The sequence below is a fragment of the Pseudooceanicola nanhaiensis DSM 18065 genome, from assembly GCF_000688295.1.
Classification (GTDB): Bacteria; Pseudomonadota; Alphaproteobacteria; order Rhodobacterales; family Rhodobacteraceae; genus Pseudooceanicola; species Pseudooceanicola nanhaiensis.
The window spans coordinates 197,593-215,839 of the sequence record NZ_JHZF01000015.1; the positions used below are offsets into that span (position 1 = coordinate 197,593).

At 67.9% G+C, this 18,247-nt stretch carries 19 protein-coding genes and 1 tRNA gene; 9 read left to right on the forward strand and 11 right to left on the reverse strand.

The window, feature by feature from the left end:
- On the reverse strand, positions 1–1,356 hold the full coding sequence (locus Q344_RS0119220; RefSeq protein WP_028288205.1) for a cbb3-type cytochrome c oxidase subunit I: 1,356 nt from the start codon (positions 1,354–1,356) through the stop codon (positions 1–3).
- A 21-nt stretch (positions 1,357–1,377) separates the two neighbouring features.
- Entirely contained in the window at positions 1,378–1,830 is a 453-nt protein-coding gene (locus tag Q344_RS0119225) for a c-type cytochrome (protein ID WP_028288206.1), read from the reverse strand.
- A gap of 125 nt (positions 1,831–1,955) precedes the next feature.
- Here Q344_RS0119225 and Q344_RS0119230 point away from each other — a divergent pair, with 125 nt between their 5' ends.
- Positions 1,956–2,168 (forward strand): hypothetical protein, encoded by a 213-nt coding sequence (locus Q344_RS0119230; RefSeq protein WP_028288207.1) that lies wholly within the window; start codon positions 1,956–1,958, stop codon positions 2,166–2,168.
- A gap of 67 nt (positions 2,169–2,235) precedes the next feature.
- Here Q344_RS0119230 and Q344_RS0119235 read toward each other — a convergent pair whose 3' ends face one another.
- Positions 2,236–2,931, reverse strand: a complete 696-nt coding sequence (locus Q344_RS0119235; RefSeq protein ID WP_028288208.1) for a Crp/Fnr family transcriptional regulator — start codon at positions 2,929–2,931, stop codon at positions 2,236–2,238.
- Between the two features lie 101 nt (positions 2,932–3,032).
- Between Q344_RS0119235 and Q344_RS0119240 the strand changes: the two genes are divergently transcribed.
- Positions 3,033–3,461 carry a pseudoazurin gene (locus tag Q344_RS0119240; protein ID WP_028288209.1) on the forward strand — a complete coding sequence of 143 codons (429 nt, stop codon included), beginning with the start codon at positions 3,033–3,035 and terminating at the stop codon, positions 3,459–3,461.
- Between the two features lie 76 nt (positions 3,462–3,537).
- Entirely contained in the window at positions 3,538–4,728 is a 1,191-nt protein-coding gene (locus Q344_RS0119245) for an NnrS family protein (RefSeq protein ID WP_028288210.1), read from the forward strand.
- Between the two features lie 316 nt (positions 4,729–5,044).
- Here the strand turns inward: Q344_RS0119245 and Q344_RS0119250 are convergent.
- From Q344_RS0119250 to Q344_RS0119260, 3 genes are all read right to left on the reverse strand, one after another.
- Positions 5,045–5,119 (reverse strand) — tRNA-Gln (locus Q344_RS0119250).
- 103 nt (positions 5,120–5,222) lie between these two features.
- Positions 5,223–6,557 carry a mechanosensitive ion channel family protein gene (locus tag Q344_RS0119255; protein ID WP_036539993.1) on the reverse strand — a complete coding sequence of 445 codons (1,335 nt, stop codon included), beginning with the start codon at positions 6,555–6,557 and terminating at the stop codon, positions 5,223–5,225.
- Between the two features lie 133 nt (positions 6,558–6,690).
- Complete coding sequence (locus Q344_RS0119260; protein WP_028288212.1) at positions 6,691–7,179, reverse strand: SH3 domain-containing protein; 489 nt, start codon at positions 7,177–7,179, stop codon at positions 6,691–6,693.
- Between the two features lie 211 nt (positions 7,180–7,390).
- Here Q344_RS0119260 and Q344_RS0119265 point away from each other — a divergent pair, with 211 nt between their 5' ends.
- Genes Q344_RS0119265 through thpR form a run of 3 tightly spaced genes read left to right on the forward strand, consistent with a single transcriptional unit; the run spans position 7,391 to position 9,863 of the window.
- A complete protein-coding gene (locus Q344_RS0119265; RefSeq protein ID WP_028288213.1) occupies positions 7,391–8,374 on the forward strand; it encodes a 2-hydroxyacid dehydrogenase in 984 nt (327 codons plus the stop codon).
- A complete protein-coding gene (locus tag Q344_RS26400; RefSeq protein WP_028288214.1) occupies positions 8,371–9,300 on the forward strand; it encodes a hypothetical protein in 930 nt (309 codons plus the stop codon). Before Q344_RS0119265 ends, Q344_RS26400 begins: the two co-directional genes overlap by 4 nt.
- Before the next feature lie 8 nt (positions 9,301–9,308).
- Positions 9,309–9,863 carry an RNA 2',3'-cyclic phosphodiesterase gene (gene thpR, locus Q344_RS26405; RefSeq protein WP_028288215.1) on the forward strand — a complete coding sequence of 185 codons (555 nt, stop codon included), beginning with the start codon at positions 9,309–9,311 and terminating at the stop codon, positions 9,861–9,863.
- Positions 9,864–9,925: 62 nt separating this feature from the next.
- Here the strand turns inward: thpR and Q344_RS0119280 are convergent, their stop codons facing one another.
- From Q344_RS0119280 to Q344_RS0119295, 4 genes are all read right to left on the reverse strand, one after another.
- The gene (locus tag Q344_RS0119280; protein ID WP_028288216.1) at positions 9,926–10,498 is read right to left on the reverse strand and encodes a cob(I)yrinic acid a,c-diamide adenosyltransferase; all 573 of its coding nucleotides are present in this window, start codon (positions 10,496–10,498) and stop codon (positions 9,926–9,928) included.
- Positions 10,498–10,695: a twin transmembrane helix small protein gene (locus Q344_RS0119285; RefSeq protein ID WP_028288217.1), complete on the reverse strand. Its 198-nt coding sequence runs from the start codon at positions 10,693–10,695 to the stop codon at positions 10,498–10,500. Before Q344_RS0119285 ends, Q344_RS0119280 begins: the two co-directional genes overlap by 1 nt.
- 102 nt (positions 10,696–10,797) lie before the next feature.
- A complete protein-coding gene (locus Q344_RS0119290) occupies positions 10,798–11,628 on the reverse strand; it encodes an SDR family NAD(P)-dependent oxidoreductase (RefSeq protein WP_028288218.1) in 831 nt (276 codons plus the stop codon).
- Between the two features lie 98 nt (positions 11,629–11,726).
- Complete coding sequence (locus tag Q344_RS0119295) at positions 11,727–12,341, reverse strand: SH3 domain-containing protein (RefSeq protein ID WP_084178493.1); 615 nt, start codon at positions 12,339–12,341, stop codon at positions 11,727–11,729.
- 153 nt (positions 12,342–12,494) lie between these two features.
- Here Q344_RS0119295 and Q344_RS0119300 point away from each other — a divergent pair, with 153 nt between their 5' ends.
- Positions 12,495–14,921, forward strand: coding sequence for a DNA topoisomerase IV subunit A (locus Q344_RS0119300; RefSeq protein WP_028288220.1), 2,427 nt, complete (start codon positions 12,495–12,497; stop codon positions 14,919–14,921).
- 368 nt (positions 14,922–15,289) lie between these two features.
- Here the strand turns inward: Q344_RS0119300 and Q344_RS0119305 are convergent, their stop codons facing one another.
- Positions 15,290–16,672 carry a cytochrome P450 gene (locus Q344_RS0119305; protein WP_036539994.1) on the reverse strand — a complete coding sequence of 461 codons (1,383 nt, stop codon included), beginning with the start codon at positions 16,670–16,672 and terminating at the stop codon, positions 15,290–15,292.
- A 120-nt stretch (positions 16,673–16,792) separates the two neighbouring features.
- Between Q344_RS0119305 and Q344_RS24500 the strand changes: the two genes are divergently transcribed.
- Together Q344_RS24500 and Q344_RS0119315 are read left to right on the forward strand one after the other, a co-directional pair.
- A complete protein-coding gene (locus Q344_RS24500) occupies positions 16,793–17,542 on the forward strand; it encodes a hypothetical protein (RefSeq protein ID WP_188781498.1) in 750 nt (249 codons plus the stop codon).
- A gap of 122 nt (positions 17,543–17,664) precedes the next feature.
- Positions 17,665–18,247, forward strand: a 583-nt coding sequence (locus Q344_RS0119315; RefSeq protein ID WP_028288222.1) for a GTP-binding protein, incomplete at its 3' end; no start/stop codon positions are given.

Here is an 18,247-nt window from a genome sequence, read left to right on the forward strand (position 1 = left end):
TCACTCTTTCGGAACGGCCGCGTCCTTGACGACGGGGCCGGGTTTGACCACCTCGCGGCGCACCACGAGCATGGAGTAGATGAAGAGGAGCGCACCGAGGACCACGGCGATGCCAGAGCCGAAGCGCATCAGGTAGAAGAGGCCGAGCTGGTCCTGCACGTCCATGTAGTAGTCGCCCACGATGCGCTGCATGTGCGTCTGGATCGTGCCCGCAAAGGTCAGCGTGAAGGTCATGAAGGCCATGCCCCCCGTCATCAGCCAGAAGCTCGCCATGTTGAGCACCTGGTTATAGGGCGCGCGGCCCCGCAGCAGCGGCATCGCATAGCTGAACATCGCCAGGTTGAGGGCGACATAGGCGCCGTAGAAGGCGAGGTGCCCGTGGGCGGCGGTGATCTGCGTGCCGTGGGTGTAGAAGTTCACCCCGTGCAGCGTGTGCAGGAAGCCCCAGACGCCCGCGCCGAAGAAGGCCACGGTGGAGGACCCGAGCGACCACAGCAGCGCAGCCTTGTTCGGGTGGTTCTTGCGGCCCTTCCAGACCATCACGAAGGCGAAGGACATCATGGCGAAGAAGGGGACGACCTCGAAGGTCGAGAAGACCGATCCGATCCACTGCCAGTAGCCCGGCGTGCCGATCCAGTAGAAGTGGTGCCCGGTGCCGAGGATGCCCGAGAAGAGCGCCGTGGCGACGATGATGTAGAGCCATTTCTCGATCACCTCGCGGTCGACGCCCGTCAGCTTGAGCATCAGGAAGCCGAGGATCGCGGCCATGACGAGTTCCCAGGTCGCCTCGACCCAGAGGTGCACGACGAACCACCAGTACATCTTGTCGAGCGACAGGTTGTCCGGGTTGATGAAGGCGAAGACCCAGAGCAGGCAGAGCAGCCAGAGCCCCGTCATCAGGATGTTGGTGATCGCCGTCTTGCGCCCGGCCAGGAAGGTCAGCGAGACGTTGAAGAGGAAGATCACGGCGGCCACGAGGATGCCGAACTTGACCCAGAGCGGCTGCTCGAGGAACTCCCGCCCGCCGTGGATGCCGACAAGGTAGGAGCCGACGGCGCCCAGCGTGCCGACCACGAGGATCGCCAGCTGGATGTAGGCGAGCTTGACCGAGAAGATCTCGCGCTCGCTTTCCTCGGGGACGAGGTAATAGGCCGCGCCGAAGAAGCCGAGCAGCAGCCAGACGATCAACGCGTTGGTGTGGATCATGCGGACGATGTTGAAGGGCAGCACCTCGGACAGGGTATTGGGCGAGACGTAGATCCAGCCCAGCAGCAGCCCGCCCAGCACCTGGATGCCGAACAGGCCCATCGCCGCGAGGAAGTAGGCGTAGGCCACTTTTTGCGATTGGTATTTCATGATTTTTCTCCTGTCCCTCGATCAGCCGGCATCGTTCGGCGGCCAGTTCTGGGTGTCGGTCTGATCGGCCCAGCGGAGGAATTCGGCCAGGCCGCGCATCTCCTCCTCGGTGATCTCGAAACGCGGCATCTGGCGGCGGCCCTCGATGCCCGAAGGCTGCGCCTGCATCCACCCGTCCAGCATCTCGTAGGCAAGTTCCGGGTCGTCCTGGGCGCCCCACCTGGTCATCACGTTGCCGACCTCGGGCGCGAAATAGGCGCCCTCGCCGTGCAGCGTGTGGCAGTTGATGCAGGAGTTTCGTTCCCAGACGTGCTTGCCCAGCCGAACCTCGTCGGTGAGGGGCATTCCGGCAGTGGCCTTGTCCACGATGTAGCGATGGCTCTGCGCCGTCAGGGCCACGAACACGACGACGAAGAAGATGGATCCCCCGTAGAACACGTTCCTGGCCCGCGATTTGGTGAGTAGTTCTGACATGTCGCGGTCCCGACAAATTGTTGCGGATACCTGACGTCTAGGGGGCCGGACGTGGCCGCTTGTTGCGCAATCGCAAAGAACGGCACGAAAGATGAGCGCAGCATGCGGGTATGAAAGGACCCGCGATGAGCAAGCCCGACTTCGATGACCCCGACCTGCCGCTGGCGGACCTTTTCGCCGCATGGCCTCTGGCTGCCGCTGCGTTCCTGGCCCGCGGGATGCTTTGCCCGGGCTGCCCGATCGCGCCGTTTCACGCGATCACGGATGCGTGCCTGGAATATGATCTGGACGAAGACGAATTCCGTGCGGATCTGGAGATGCTGCTCTCCGAAGGCTGAGCCGCCTTTGACGCCCGTGTTCTTGACCGGAGGGGACAGCTGGGAAACAGGTGCCTGACGGCCCTGCTCAGCCCTGCATGCCGCTCAGGAGGACAAGCTGATGCGGGTCCGTGACCACGATGTGCTTGCGAGTCGACTGCACGATCCCGTCCTTCTGCCAGCCTGACAGCAGGCGGCTCACGGTATGCAGGGTGGTGCCGGTCATCTCGGAGATGTTCTGACGGGTGATGGGAAAGGCGATCTCGATCCCTTCGGCTGTCTTCCGGCCGCTTTGGTTGACCATGCGGAGCAGGGCGCAGGCGACCCGCTTCTCCACCGCCTGCGTGGCCATCTCGGTCAGCGTTTCCTGAATCTGGCCCAAGCGCTGCCCTAGGGTTTTGTAGCTCTCGGTCGCGAAGCCGGGGTAGTTCGCGGTGAAGTCGGACCAGAGGCTGACCGGCCACGAGAGCGCGATCGACTCGGCGGCAGCGATGGATGTCGCAGGGTAGGTGTCGCGCTGAAGGGCCGGAGCGATCCCGAAGAGCTGACCGGGCGATATGTGCAGCACGATGATCTGGTCCCCACCCGGCGTCGTGCGGACCACGCGCAGATAGCCGTCGAGCAGCAGATAGAACCGGTCAGCGTCGTGGCCTTCGCGAAAGATCGCCGTGCCCTCTTCGTAACGGCGCGAGACGGCGTGATCCAGGATCTCGCGAATCTGCGACCTCTCCAGCAGGGAGAAGGGCGGCAGATCGCTGAGCAGGCTTTCGTCGAGTTTGGGCACGTTCGTGTCCGGAGTTTGTTTCAGAGCAAAGTTCGGCTGCCCACCTTAACGCATAACGGGGTCAGAGAATGCAACCGGACAAGACACGAAAGGATGTTCCGATGCTTACGAAACTGATGATGACCGCCGCGCTTGCCCTTGCCGCCGGTGCCGCCGGTGCCGAGACCTTCGAGGTGCACATGAAGAACAAGGGCGAAGCCGGTGCAATGGTCTTCGAGCCTGCCTTCGTGAAGGCGCAGCCCGGTGATGTGGTGAAGTTCATTCCCACCGACAAGGGCCACAACGTCGAGGATATCGACGGGATGCTCCCGGACGGCGTCGAGGGCTTCAAGACCAAGTTCAACGAGGAATTCGACCTCACCGTCGAGGCCGAAGGCGTCTACGGCATCAAGTGCACGCCGCACTATGCCATGGGGATGGTCGCGCTGATCCAGGTGGGCGAGGCGGTCAACCTCGAAGCGGCCGAGGCCGTGAAGCAGAAGGGCAAGGCGAAGGGCCGCATGGCCGATCTGATCGCTCAGGTGGAATGACGCAGCGTCCCGCGTCTGATGACCGATCCGGGCGGTGCCAATGGTGCCGCCCGATTGCTTTCCAGGGGTAAGATCAATGAAAACGCGCGAGATATACGAAGGCCCGGCGCTCTTCAGCTATGGCTTTCGTCCCTTCTTTCTTTTTGCCGGGCTCTTCGCCGCCGCGGTGATCCCGATGTGGTGGCTGATCTGGCGGGGAGAGATCAGCGTCAGCGGCCAGCTCGCACCGACCGACTGGCACATACATGAGATGGTCTTCGGATACGGTGCTGCCGTTGTCGCAGGGTTCCTGTTCACGGCCGTTCCCAACTGGACGGGCAGGATGCCGACGCGGGGCTGGCCTCTGATGGTTCTGCTGGCGCTGTGGCTGGCGGGGAGGGCGGGTGTCGCGGGGCTGTTGCCGGTCGGTCCGGTCGGGGCCGCCATCATCGACCAGATGTTCCTGCTGGCTGTCGCCGCCATGATCGCACGGGAAATCGTGGCCGGTCGCAACTGGAAGAACCTCAAGGTGCTCGTCCCGGTCTCCCTGCTTTGGGGCGCGAATATCCTGTTTCACGTCGAGGCGCTCACTCAGGGTGTGTCGGAAATCGGCCGTCGGCTCGGGATCGCCCTGCTCATCTTCCTGATCATGCTGATCGGAGGGCGTATCGTGCCGAGCTTCACGCGGAACTGGCTTGCCCAACGCAGGTCGGAGCGGATGCCGGTTGCGTTCAATCGTTTCGACGGTCTCTGCATCCTGGTCGGGGCTGCCGCACTGGTCAGCTGGGTCGTTGCGCCGTTTCATGCCGCGAGCGTTCTTGCCGGCGGCGCCGCGGCGGTGCTGCACCTCGTGCGACTGCTGCGCTGGCGGGGGCTGGCCGCCTGGCGGTCGCCGCTTCTCTTGATGCTCCACGTCGCATACCTGATGGTGCCGCTGGGTTTTGCGTCCATCGGGGCCGGAGCGGCGGGCCTCGTGGGTCCGGCCGTCAGCGCCCATGTGCTGGGCATCGGAGCCGTCGCCGGGATGACGCTGGCGGTGATGATGCGGGCAACGATGGGTCATACAGGCCGTCCGCTGGTTGCCGGCCCCTGGCTCACCAGCGCATTCGCCCTGATCTGTGCCGCCACCCTGGCCCGCGTGGCTGGCCAGGATGTGTCGCTTGGCGGTCTCGACGGGGTCGATCTGTCCGCCATCCTCTGGACGCTGGCATTCGGTGTCTACCTTTGGCGCGTCGCGCCCTGGCTCATTGGTCCGAAGGTTGCGCGGAAGGCCGTTTCCAGGGTCTGATGCACCTGCTTGCGTGTGGAATTGCGGCGGGCGTCTCATGCCCGCCGATGGTCCGGGAATTGAGCCCGAGCGAAATGTCCGAGAGCGCTGAGCTCAGGACCCGCACCTGCCTCGGGCGCGCAGCGCAGGGCACGTCTTCTGCGCGCCGGCCATTTCAGCCCATCCTCCGAGTGAAGACCGCATTTTCGGCCCGGGTCTCGACGCCGGTTCGGCGCGCCCTGTGACCCATTTTGTGAGGCACGCCGACGCGCAGACGGAGGCGGGCCGCTTGATCAGCGGCTGTCCCGTCGGGACGTATGCAGTCATTCGAGGAGATTGGCTGGGGTGGTAGGATTCGAACCTACGGTACACGGTACCAAAAACCGCTGCCTTACCGCTTGGCTACACCCCAACGTGGGCGGGTATTTACGCGCTGACGGCGGGCACCGCAAGACCCCTTTCGGCGTTTTCTCGACCGAATTTCGCCGCTGCCGGAAGGTCATGCGGCGCGGGGCTCATTCGGTCGGGGCCTCGCGGCGCAGGAGGTCCGGATTGCCCTGGGTGCGCTCCTCGTCGACGATGGCCGCAAGCTCACTCTCGGCCTGCGCCTCGACGTTGAGCGGGGTTTCGGGCGCGGGGGCCTTGGAGGCGGGGGCGCGGCGGTCGGTCTCGGGCGCGTCGGTCCGGGCATCGCTGTTCGCGTCGAGGATGCGGTAGGTGGGCTCGGGCATCGCGATTCCCGCCTCGGTCAGCGCGACCATCGACAGGCGGATCGCCTCGCCGCGGGCGGCCGGCAGCGAGGTGTGGTTCTGGTCGATCCAGCCGATCAGGCGCAGCGTCACGGTGCTGTCGCCCACGCCCTCGATCCAGGCGCTCGGCGCGGGGTTCTCGAGGGTGAAGGGCAGGGCGGTGAGCGTCTCCTGCGCCACGGTCACGGCCCGGGCGAGGTCGGCATCCGGCGCCACCCCGAGATCGAACAGGAACCGCCGTTCGGCATTGCGCGAGAAGTTCACGATCCGGCTCTTGAACACGGTCGCGTTCGGGATGCGGATGTGGTTGCCGTCATAGCTGAGCAGGATGGTCGCGCGCGAGGTCAGCCGGATCACCTTGCCCTCGTCGCCGTTGATCTCGACCGCGTCGTTCGGGCGGAACGGCTGGCGGACCGAGAGCATGACCGAGGCGATGAAGTTCTCGACCGTGTCCTTCACGGCGAAACCGATGGCCAGGCCGATGATCCCCGCCGCCCCGAGAATCGTGCCGAGCAGCGCGGTCGCATTGAGGATATCAAGCGCCACCACCAGCCCCGCGACCCCGAAGGCGAGGCGGACGATCTGGCGGTAGATGTCGGCGATGAAGGCATTGGGCGCCAGTCGGTCCCACGGCTGCGTCATCCGCGCCAGCAGCACCCCGATCGTGGCCACGATGATGAAGGCCAGCAGCGCGATGGCGAGGAGCGGCAGGAAGGCGACGGTCTGCCCGGCACGCTCCATGAAGCGCTCCAGCGCGGGATCGAGCCGGCGGACCACGTCGGTCGTCTCCTCGACCTCGTTGCGGATCGCCACCACGCCGGTGATCCGGCTGACGATCTCGTTCAGCCGCTGCGACGATACGGCGTCGAGCACGGTGCCGCGCAAGGTGACGATGCCGGAATTGACCGCGACCGTCACATCCTCGTAGCCGCCGATCTCGCGCAGGATGGCGCGGATCCGGTTGGCCATGGCGATGTCGGTCTCGCGGTCGTCGGTGACCTCGATCGCGCCGTCCGGCTGGTCGGCCTCCTGCGCCGCCACGGGGAGCGGCGCGAGAAGCAGGGCGAGGAACAGGGCGAGGGGGCGGAGAAAGGCGGGCATCGGAATTCCGTCGGGGCTGCAAACCGCGCCATCCTACCGGCGCCCGGTCACCGTGCAAGCGGCAAGGGCAGGGGAAAGCGCCCGACCCTCCGGCACATATCTGAAATTCGGCCTCGCGACGGAAGCGCGCGTGTCAGTCCCGGATCTCGTCCACGCCGACGCCCCAGAGGCCGGTCTTGGCGGCCCAGCCCCGGTGCGATCCGACGCGGAGGTAGCACCAGTTCGGGCCACATTCGCCAAGCCGGGCGATCACGTTCTGCTCGAGCTTGGCGACCACCTTGGCCTGCGGATCGGGCCGCATCCTGAGCTCGACCATCTCGTCGCGGACCAGCACCGTCCGGTTGCCGCTCAGCAGCGAGTAATGGACCCAGCCGCCCATCCCATCCTGGTCCAGCACCCGGCGCCAGTGGCCGAATTCCGCGACGATCTCGAGCGGCATGTCCTGGCGCTGGAACACCCAGTCGATCCGGTGGGTCAGGCTGGGCCCGCGGCGGACGTTGCTTTCGCGGGCCTTCATCGAGACGAATCTGGGCAGCGGCAGATGCGTCACCGGGCCCATGGCCTGAACGGTCTGCTCTTCTGCCTGGACTTCGGGCGCCTCGGCCGCCGCCTGTGCGGGCATCGCCGCCACCGTCACGGTGTCCTGCGCCATGCCGCGGGGCGCGCCTGCGCCCCATGCGAGCACGCATGCCACCGCGGAGAGAACCGCCGCCATATTGGTCATGTTGTCAGCCCGATACTGCTTGTTCTTCGGTGCCGGTTCTTGTGCCGGTCGCCTCGTTCATGCAACTTGCCAGCAAGCCGCAGGGGTTGGAAGTCGCCGGAGGAGCCGAATGCCATCTGAACGTCTGAGTGTTGTCGTTACGCGACGCCTTCCGGAGGCCGTCGAGGACCGCATGCGGGAGCTGTTCGATGTCCGCTTCGGCGAGACCGAGCGCCCGATGACCCGCGAGGAGCTCAGCGAGGCGATGCGCTCGGCGGACGTGCTGGTGCCGAATCTGCGCGACCGGATCGACCAGACGCTCATCGCGCAGGCCGGGCCGAACTTCCGCCTGATCGCGAATTACGGGGCCGGGGTCGACCACATCGATGTGGCCACCTGCCGCCAGCGCGGGATCCTCGTCTCGAACACGCCCGGCGTGGTGACCGAGGACACCGCCGACATGGCGATGGCGCTGATCCTCGCGGTCACCCGGCGGATCCCCGAGGGGCTGGCCCGGATGCAGTCGCAGGACTGGGACGGCTGGTCGCCCGGCGCGCTGAACGGCGGCCGCATCGCCGGGCGGCGGCTCGGCATCCTCGGCATGGGCCGGATCGGGCGCGCGCTGGCGCAGCGGGCGAACGCCTTCGGGATGCAGGTGCATTACCACAACCGCCGCCGCCTCCGTCCCGAGATCGAGGAGGAATACAAGGCGCGCTACTGGGAAAGCCTCGACCAGATGGTCGCGCGGATGGACGTGCTGTCGATCAACTGCCCGCACACGCCCTCGACCTTCCACCTGATGAACGCGCGGCGGCTCAAGCTGATGAAACCCGATGCGGTGATCGTGAACACCTCGCGCGGGGAGGTGATCGACCAGAACGCGCTGACGCGGATGCTGAAATCCTCCGCCATCGCGGGCGCCGGGCTCGACGTCTACGAATTCGGGCAGGTCAACGAGGAGCTGCGCAGCCTGCCCAACGTGGTGATGCTGCCGCACATGGGCTCGGCCACCACCGAGGGCCGGATCGAGATGGGCGAGAAGGTCATCATCAACATCAAGACCTTCGCCGACGGTCACCGGCCGCCCGACCAGGTCGTGCCGGGCACGCTGTGACCGACCGGCCCCGCCGGCCGGAGGAGCCGCCGCTCCGGGCGGATCCCGCGCGCCGGACCGCCCCGCCGGTGAGCGCCGAGGCGCGGTATCGGGACGAGGCGAGCCGCCACGGGTCGCGGCCCCTGATCGGGCTTCTGGCGCTGGTGCTGGCGGTGGCCTTCGCGCTGCTCGCGACGGTGCCGCGGATGAACCCGCTCGTCGGAGAGGCCGAGGGCTTCCAGAAGGACATCGCGCTCGCCGCGGGGACGACCTACATCTCGCTCCGCGCGATCAACGCCGCGCTGTCCTTCGCGCAGGAGGTCGAGGTCGGCGGCTCGATGGTCGTCTCGGGCACGGTGCACCCGCTGAAATGGCTGGAGCCCGTGGACGACACGGTGGAGCGTGTCTCGGGCCTGATCTTCGCGGTCGCGGTGCTGACCGGCGTGCTCTCGATCTCGATGGCGCCGACGGTGGCGGCAGGCTGCGTGCTGCTCGCGCTGGCGCTGATCGGACGGTGCACCTGCGAGGTGGCGCCCGGCGGCTGGCACCGGACGCCGCAGCCGCTCCGCCGCGCCTTCGGCGGCTGCGGTGCGATCGGCTTCGCCCTCGCGGTCGCGCTGCCGCTGGCCTTCGTGGTGGGGCTCTGGGGCGGGGAGCTTCTGACGCAGGCCTCGCTCGCCGAGGCCAACGCGACGCTGTCGCGGATCGGCGGCGAGGCGGAGCGGCTGATCGGCGTCGACCAGCCGGGGATCGAGGAGCGCAACTGGCTCGACACGATCGAGGCCTATCGCGCCGCCGCCGGGGTCTTCTGGAACGGCGCGGACGAACTGCTGCAGGCCTCGCTCAGCCTGACGGGGATCTTCCTGCTGCGGATGATCATCCTGCCGATGCTGGTCCTGCTGGTGGTGCTGCGCACCTTCTGGCACCTCGTCGGCCTGCGTCACTGACCGGCGCGATGCGCCTGTTCCTCGCCATCGACCTGCCGGAGGAGGTGAAGGACGACCTCGCCGCGGTGCAGGACGACCTGACCGTGGGGCGCAGGACCGATCCCGACACGTTCCACCTGACGCTCGCCTTCCTGGGCGATCAGGACGCGGCCTTTGCCGAGGAGCTGGACCTCGAGATGCAGGGCCTTTCCGCGCCGGGGTTCGATCTGGCGCTGGCGGGGTTCGACACGTTCGGCGGGACCACACCCGCGGTGCTTTTCGCCGGCGTTGCCGAGGCCGGGCCGGTGACCGAACTGCACAGGGCGGTGCGCCGCAAGGTGCGGGCGGCGGGGCTGGAGCTCGACCGCGAGCGGTTCCGCCCGCATGTCACCGTGGCGCGGTTCCGCAAACGGCTGCCGGCGGAGGCGTTGGAGGGGATCCGGATGTTCCTTGCCCGGAACGCGGGGTATCGCGGCGCGGCGTTCCCGGTGCGCGACGTGGTGCTGTTCGAGAGCGCGCTGTCGGCGGCAGGGGCCGTGCATACGGAACTCGCCCGCTACCCGCTCCGAAGCGTCGCGGGCTGACGGCAGGGTCATCGCGGCGCCGCGTCGCGCGTCAGCCCTCCCCCCGCCTGGTCCGCGCCGGTCTACCGGTTCGCGCCCGGCACCCACAGCACATCCGTCGCGCCGTTGTCGTTGGCGACCCGCGAGGCCACGAAGAACCAGTCCGACAGGCGGTTGAGATAGCGCACCGCCTCGGGGTTGCAGCCTTCCTCGGCCATCAGCGCGACGGCGAGCCGCTCGGCCCGGCGCGAGACGGTCCGGCAGAGGTGCAGCGCCGCCGACAGCGGGTTGCCGCCCGGCAGCACGAAGCTGCGCAGCGGCTTCAGCCCGGCGTTCATCTCGTCGATCTCGCGCTCGAGCCGGTCCACCTGCGCGGCGACCATCCGGAGCGGCGGGTACTCCGCCTCGGCGTCCTTCTCCATCCCCGGGCGGCAGAGGTCCGCGCCCAGATCGAAGAGGTCGTTCTGGATCGCGGCAAGGCGCGCGTCCATCTCGCCCGTCGCATGAAGCCGGGCCATCCCGACGGTCGCGTTCGTCTCGTCCGAGGTGCCGTAGGTCTCGACCCGGAGCGAGGGTTTCGGCACCCGGGTCCCGTCGCCGAGCGCCGTCTCGCCCGCGTCGCCGGTGCGCGTGTAGATCTTGTTCAGAACGACCATCAGTTCCCCCCTCTGAGCCAGACGAAGAGCACGATCAGCACGACGGCGAGAAACTGCGCCGCGATCCTGAGCTGCATCACCTTGTTGGATTTCTTCGGATCGACGCCGCGTGCGAAGCCGCCGATGCCGTAGAGCAGGATCGCGGCCACCGCCAGGACGGCGATCATCACGACATAGAAGAACGGGTCATTGGTCATCGTCAGGGCTCCTCGGGACGTCGCATCCCTCTGCCCCCCACTTAGGCGAGCGGCGCGGGAAAGCGAACCGGATATTTCCGCGCAGGGGGGCGGAGGGGGCGGTCACACCCGGGCCGTCAGCGCCTCGACCAGTGCCTCGGGCAGCAGCCGGCGCGCCCACCATGTGACCTTGGCCGGCACGGTGATCCGATAGCGCGCCCGGGGCCGACGCGCCTCGAGCGCCCGGACGAGCTGCGCGGTGACGGCAGAGGCGGGCAGCTCGAAGGCGTCCCTGCCCCCCGGCCCGTAGAGCCGCGGCAGAAGCGTGTCGCGATACATCCCGGCGCGGGCCGAGGTTTCCCAGTCGATCCAGCGCTCGAAGACGGCGCGGCCCTTGATCCGGAAATCACTCGTGATCGGCCCGGGCTCCAGCAGCACCACGTGGATCGGCGTGTCCCGCATCTCGAGCCGGAGCGTCGCGGTCAGCCCCTCGAGCGCGTGCTTCGACGCCACATAGGCGCCCCGCCACCGCAGCGCGCCATAGCCCAGGACCGAGGAGCATTGCACGATCCGTCCGTGCCCCTGCGCCCGCATCACCGGGATCACCCGGCGGGTCAGGTCGTGGCCGCCGAAAACGTTCGATTCGAAGACCTCGCGCAGGCCCTCGACCGGCACGTCCTCCACGGCGCCGGTCAGGCCGTGCCCGCCATTGTTGAACAGCGCGTCCAGCGTCCCGCCCGTTGCCGCCAGCACCTCGGCCAGCCCGGTGCGGATGCTCTCGCCGTCGCCGTAATCGATGCGCGGGCTTTCGAACCCCTCGGCCCGCAGCCGCACGCAATCCTCCTCCCGGCGGCAGGCGGCGAAGACCCGCCAGCCCCGGTCGCGCAGACCGCGCGCCGCATCCAGCCCGATTCCGCTGGAACAGCCGGTGATGAGGATGCTGCGTTCCGACATGAAAAAGCCCCGCCGTTGATCCGGCAGGGCTATCTCATTCCGTCTGGTCCATCAATCGCGGGGCCGGGCCACGCGGTGCGCTCGGACGCGCGGCTGCGTCACTCCGCGGAGGCGAGGAGGAAGTCCGCCATCCAGCCGATCCGGCCGGTGTCCTCGACGCGCAGCTTCACCCAGCCATCGCCCGTGTCCTGCAGGATCTCGACAAGGTCGCCTTCGCCCAACCGGTCCAGCACGTCGTAGCTGGTGCCCGGGCCGTTGCGCATGTTCACGCTGCTGCCTGCGACGCGGCGCATCTCGGGCGCGGCAAACACGGCGGCCTTCTCGACCGTCGCCTGGGCAGCGGGGGCGGACGCGGGTTGCGGTTTCACGGTGCCGGGCAGGGCGATGACCTTCAGGGAACCTTCGCCGACGTTGCGCGGCTCCGCGGTGGCCGAGGCGTTCAGCAGTTCCGCCTGGTCGGAGGCCGCTGCCGGTTTCATCGTCGCGAAGATCAGCCCGTCCACGGCCGGGGAGGCGGCCGAACGGGTGGCGATCGGTTCGTTCGCGGTGGTGTCCGCCTCGGCCTTCGCGGCCTGCGCGGCGGGGATGTCGCTTGCCTCGGCCGATGCCACGAGTCCGGTGTCGCGTTGCGACGCGGGCACGAAATCGGACCCTCCGCTCATCTCGTAGAAGACCCAAGCCATGAAAAATGTAGAAACCAGAATAAACCGCATTGACCGTTCCCTTCGTTGGCAGCCAAGGGCAACGCTTCCAATTAATTGAATGTTCCCATCATAGCGCGATTCTGCGGTGACCCTAAGTCAGGAATACCTCCGCCCCCCTTTGTTTCCTTGCCCGGGACGGCGCGGATCGGTATCACATCATCTATGAGCGAGACGACCGACAACCCCAATATCGGCCAGCCGGAACTGGCTGAACCCCTCAGCCGCGCAATCGGCGAGCGCTATCTGACCTATGCGCTCTCGACGATCATGCACCGCGCGCTGCCCGATGCCCGCGACGGGCTGAAGCCGGTGCACCGCCGGATCCTCTACGCGATGCGCGAACTGCGGCTCGCCTCCAGCGGGCGTTTCCGGAAATCCTCGAAGATTTCCGGCGACGTGATGGGCAACTACCACCCGCATGGCGACCAGGCGATCTACGACGCGATGGCCCGCCTCGCTCAGGATTTCAACGTCCGCTATCCGCTGGTGGACGGGCAGGGGAACTTCGGCAATATCGACGGCGATAACCCCGCCGCCTCGCGCTACACCGAGGCGCGGCTGACCGCCGTCGCCGAATCGATGATGGAGGGGCTCGCCGAGAACGCGGTCGACTTCCGCGACAATTACGACGGCACCCTGACCGAGCCGGTCGTGCTGCCCGCGACCTTCCCGAACCTGCTGGCGAACGGCTCGTCGGGCATCGCCGTCGGGATGGCCACGAACATCCCGCCGCACAACATCGCCGAGCTCTGCGATGCCTGCCTGCATCTCATCAAGACGCCCGACGCCCGCGACGACACGCTGCTGAACTACATCCCCGGCCCCGATTTCCCCACGGGCGGCGTCATCGTCGAATCCCGCGACGCCATCGCCGAAGCCTACCGCACCGGCCGCGGCTCGATCCGCCTGCGCGCCAAGTGGGAGGTCGAGGACCTCGGGCGCGGCACCTGGCAGATCGTCGTCACCGAGATTCCCTACCAGGTGCAGAAGTCGAAGCTGATCGAACGCATCGCCGACCTGATCCAGACCAAGAAGATCCCGATCCTCGCCGATATCCGCGACGAGAGCGCCGACGACATCCGGATGGTGCTGGAGCCCAAATCCCGCTCGGTCGATCCGGAGCTCCTGATGGGCATGCTCTTCCGGAACTCGGACCTCGAGACCCGCTTCTCGCTCAACATGAACGTGCTGATCGACGGCGTGACGCCCAGGGTCTGCTCGCTGAAGGAGGTCCTCCGCGCCTTCCTCGATTTCCGCCGCGAGGTGCTCGTGCGCCGGTCTCGCCACCGGATGGCGCGGATCGACAACCGGCTCGAGGTGCTGGCGGGCCTGATCACCGCCTTCCTGAACCTCGACCGGGTGATCGACATCATCCGCTACGACGACGATCCGAAGGCCGCGCTGATGTACGAGGACTGGTCGCGCAGCCACCAGTCCACCATCCCCCGCGCGATGAACGAGGCGGGCTACCGCTCGCCGCTCGCCGGGGTCGACGTCTCGAGCCTGACGCTGATCTCGGATGCCGACGCGGTGGCCCTCGGCGTGCTCGCCGAGAGCGACGACGGCAGCCGCACCGTCCCGCACAGCTTCGCGGGGCGCGAGAACGGGCTCTCGGACGTGCAGGCCGAGGCGATCCTCAACATGCGCCTGCGCAGCTTGCGCCGGCTGGAGGAGGACGCGCTCGTCAAGGAGCAGGAAGCGCTGATGGAAGAGCGCGCCGGGCTCGAGGACCTCTTGGAGAACGAGGGCGTGCAATGGACGCGCATCTCGGAACAGCTCCGCGAGACCAAGAAGGCCTTCGGCCGCGACCACGACTGGGGCGCCCGCCGCACCGTCTTCGCGGAGGCCGCGGAGGTCGAGGAGGTCCCGCTCGAGGCGATGATCGAGCGCGAGCCGATCACCGTGGTCTGCTCGAAGATGGGCTGGATCCGGGCGATGAAGGGCCATATCGACCTGAACTCCGAGCTGAAGTTCAAGGACGGGGACGAGGGCCGCTTCGTCCTCCACGCCCAGACCACCGACAAGATCGTCGTCTTCGGCTCGAACGGGCGGTTCTACACGCTGCCCGCCTCGAACCTGCCCGGCGGGCGGGGGATGGGCGAGCCGGTGCGCCTGATGGTGGACCTGCCCAACGAGGCCGAGATCGTCACGCTCTTCGTCCATGTCCCAGGCCGCAAGCTGATCGTCGCCTCCTCGGCGGGTGACGGCTTCCTCGTGCCGGAGGACGAGATCCTCGCGCAGACCCGTTCGGGCAAGCAGGTGCTGAACGTGAAGGAGGGCGTCCGCGCGCTCCTCTGCAAACCCGCGTCGGGCGATCATGTCGCCTGCGTCGGCGAGAACCGCAAGGTGCTGGTCTTCCCGCTGGAGGAACTGCCCGAGATGACCCGCGGCAAGGGCGTGCGGCTGCAGAAGTTCAAGGACGGCGGCCTGTCGGACCTCACCACCTTCACGCTGGCCGAAGGCCTTTCCTGGAAGGACCCCGCGGGCCGCACCCGGACGGAGACCGAGCTCTCGGACTGGCAGGGCAAGCGCGCCTCCTCGGGCCGCATGGCCCCCCGCGGCTTCCCGAGGGACAACCGCTTCACCTGAGGGCGGGGCGGTCGCCCGCGTCATCGTTCCGGACATGCTCCTGCCGGAGGTTTCGTCCCGCTGAAAGGCGGGACGACTGCGTTTCAGGCTTCGGGAATGGGGGCTTTCAGGCACAAGCCGGTCAAGCGCCGGCCCGTGGGATGGCGCTTGCAACAGGAGAGCGGCGCGCTTTATCGCAGCCAAACACATCCCGACCTTGGACGCAGGCGCCAGCGTCGCCAAAGCGCCAGCCCGCGGGGACGGGCCGGCGCTTGTCCGGCGGCCTTCGGCCTTGTTCCGGACATGGGAAGCGGATCACCGTCTCACGGTCCCGAAATCGGGCCGGGGTCACCCAACCTCCGCCTCGCCACGGGAGGGTGCCGACACCCCTACCGCCGCTCCGCCTCCAGCCATACCCCGCCCTCGGGGCGCAACGTTATGATCATCACCGGCGCCGGCACCTTGCCCGCCACCTTCCGGAACCGGAACCGCGCAAGCAGCGTCGCGAGGATGATCACCGCCTCCTGTATCGCGAAGCTCGCCCCGATGCAGATCCGCGGCCCGTCGCCGAAAGGCAGGTAGGCATAACGGTCGACCGCCTTCGCCGCGGCGAACCGCCCGGGGCGGAATTCATCCGGCGCCTCCCAGAGCAGCTCGTTGCGGTGCAGGGCGTAGATCGGGATCATCACCGTGTCGCCCGGCCGGATCTCGCGCCCGCAAAGCGCGTCCGCCTCCAGTGCGGTCCGCGAGACCAGGGCGGCGGGCGGGTAGAGCCGGAGCGTCTCGTCCACGATCCGCCGGACGAGGGGCAGGGCGGCGACATCCTCCGCCCCGGCGGCGCGGTCGCCCAGCACCTCGCGGGCCTCCGCGGCGGCGGCCTCCTGCACCTCGGGATCGAAGGCACAGAGATAGAGCGCCCATGACAGCGTCAGCGCCGTCGTCTCGTGTCCGGCGACGATGAAGGTCAGCAGGTTGTCGCGCAGCTCTCCGGTGTTCATCCGGCGCCGCGTCTCCGGGTCCTCCCCGGCCAGCAGCAGGTCGAGCAGGTCCGGCACGCCCTCCAACCCGCGCTTGCGCCGCGCCTCGATCGAGGCGTCCGCGACGCTCTTCATCTCGCGCAGCGCCCGGCCGGAGCGCACCCGGCCCGGTCGCGGCACCCAGTCGGGAAAGCCCAGCATGTCGAAGAGCGAGACCTTCCCCGCCTCGGCCACGTAGCCGTCCACGGCGCGGTGCACCGCGGCCCGGTCGAAGCCCTCGTCGCCCGAGAAGGTCACGTCCGAGATCACGTCGAAGGTCGCCCGGACCATCTCGTCGTACATGTTCACGGCGCGCGGCCCTGCGGCCTCGATCCGGGCGCAGGCCTCTTCCGCCGCCCGCGTCATGCAGGGCGCCAGCGCCGCCACGTTCCGGTGCGAGAAGGCCGGCGCGGCCGCCCGGCGCTGCCAGCGCCAATGCGCGCCCTCGGCCACGAAGAGGCTTTCGCCGATCGCGGGCCGCAGCAGGTTCTTCGTCACCATCGACTTCGGATAGGCGTCGACCTTCTCGAGCAGCATCCGCCGGATCGCGCCCGGGTCCATCACCATGTGCCAGCGCACGCCGGTCCGGCCCGAAACCATCGGCTGCGTCGTCGCGATCCGCGGAATGATCGAAAGGATGTTGGCCCGGGCCGCCCGCAGGCTCGCGAGCAGGCCGAGCGGCTGGGTCACGAGCGGCACGCGGACCGGCAGGTCGGGCGCATCGCCCGGCCGCGGCGGGGGCTCCTGGATGGTCATGGCATGCACTCCCTTCGATCGGCAATATAGACACGCCCGGGCCGCGTGCCAGTGGCCGGGGCGTTGCGCCACGACGGGGGGTGGGGTATCCGGGGGGACGGACAACGACGGGAGCCGACCTTGCGCATTCTCATTCTTGCGGCCCTGGTGGCCCTCGCCGCCTGCACCAATTCCAACGACCTCGACGAACCGACCGCGGATCTGGGCAACTTCCTGCTCGGCCACAATGTCGTGATCGCGTCGAAGGCGCAGAAGGGCCCGCTGTCGCGCGACGCCACCGAGCAAGAGCTGAGCACGGCTCTGAAATCCGCCATCGACGACCGCTTCGGCCGCTACGACGGGACGAACTACTACCACCTCGGCGTCAGCGTCGAGGGCTACAACATCGCGCTGCCCGGCGTGCCGCTGGTGGTCGCGCCGAAATCGGTCCTGATCCTGAACGTCTCGGTCTGGGACGACGCGAAGCAGATCAAGCTGACGCCGAAGCCGAAGCAGATCACCGTCTTCGAAAGCTTCTCGGGCGACGTGATCGTCGGATCGGGGCTGACCAAGTCGAAGGAGGAACAGCTCGCCAACCTCGCGGCCAATGCCGCCAAGGAGATCGAGAACTTCCTGCTCGAGAACCGCGAATGGTTCGGTCCCGCGCCGGCGCCCACCTCGGCCAAGGGCGGCGCCGCCGCGCGCGTCCCGGCCGCGACCGCCACCACGACCGCGGCGGCCCCCGTCTCGGCGGCCTCCGCCGCCGCGGCGCAACCCGCCGACCCGGCGCCTGCGGCCACCGCACAGGGCACCGTGACGGTCGGGGATCAGCCCTACGCGGCGCCGCGCCAGACGCCGCGGAAACTGGTTCCCATCACCTCGGGCCTCTGAGCCCCGACACCCCCTGCAGGTGCTTGATTTTCCCGCCGCGAGCCAATAAATGGCCCGCGAAGACGAAACGGGCTCACCCTGAGTGTCAGGCACGCCCCCCAAACGACGAGGCGCCCTAGCCAATGGCAAAGGAAAAGTTCGCGCGGACGAAACCGCACTGCAACATCGGCACGATCGGTCACGTTGACCACGGCAAGACGACGCTGACGGCGGCGATCACCAAGTTCTTCGGTGAATTCCGCGCCTACGACCAGATCGACGGCGCGCCCGAAGAGAAGGCCCGCGGCATCACGATCTCGACCGCGCACGTCGAGTACGAGACCGAGGCGCGTCACTACGCCCACGTCGACTGCCCCGGCCACGCCGACTACGTGAAGAACATGATCACCGGTGCCGCCCAGATGGACGGCGCGATCCTGGTGGTGAACGCGGCCGACGGCCCGATGCCCCAGACGCGCGAGCACATCCTGCTCGGCCGCCAGGTGGGCATCCCCGCCATGGTCGTCTTCCTGAACAAGGTCGACCAGGTGGACGACGAGGAGCTGCTCGAGCTCGTCGAGATGGAAGTCCGCGAACTGCTGACCGAATACGACTACCCGGGCGACGACATCCCGATCATCGCGGGTTCGGCCCTGGCCGCCCTCGAAGGCCGTGACGAAGCGATCGGCGAGAACAAGATCCGCGAACTGATGGCGGCCGTGGACG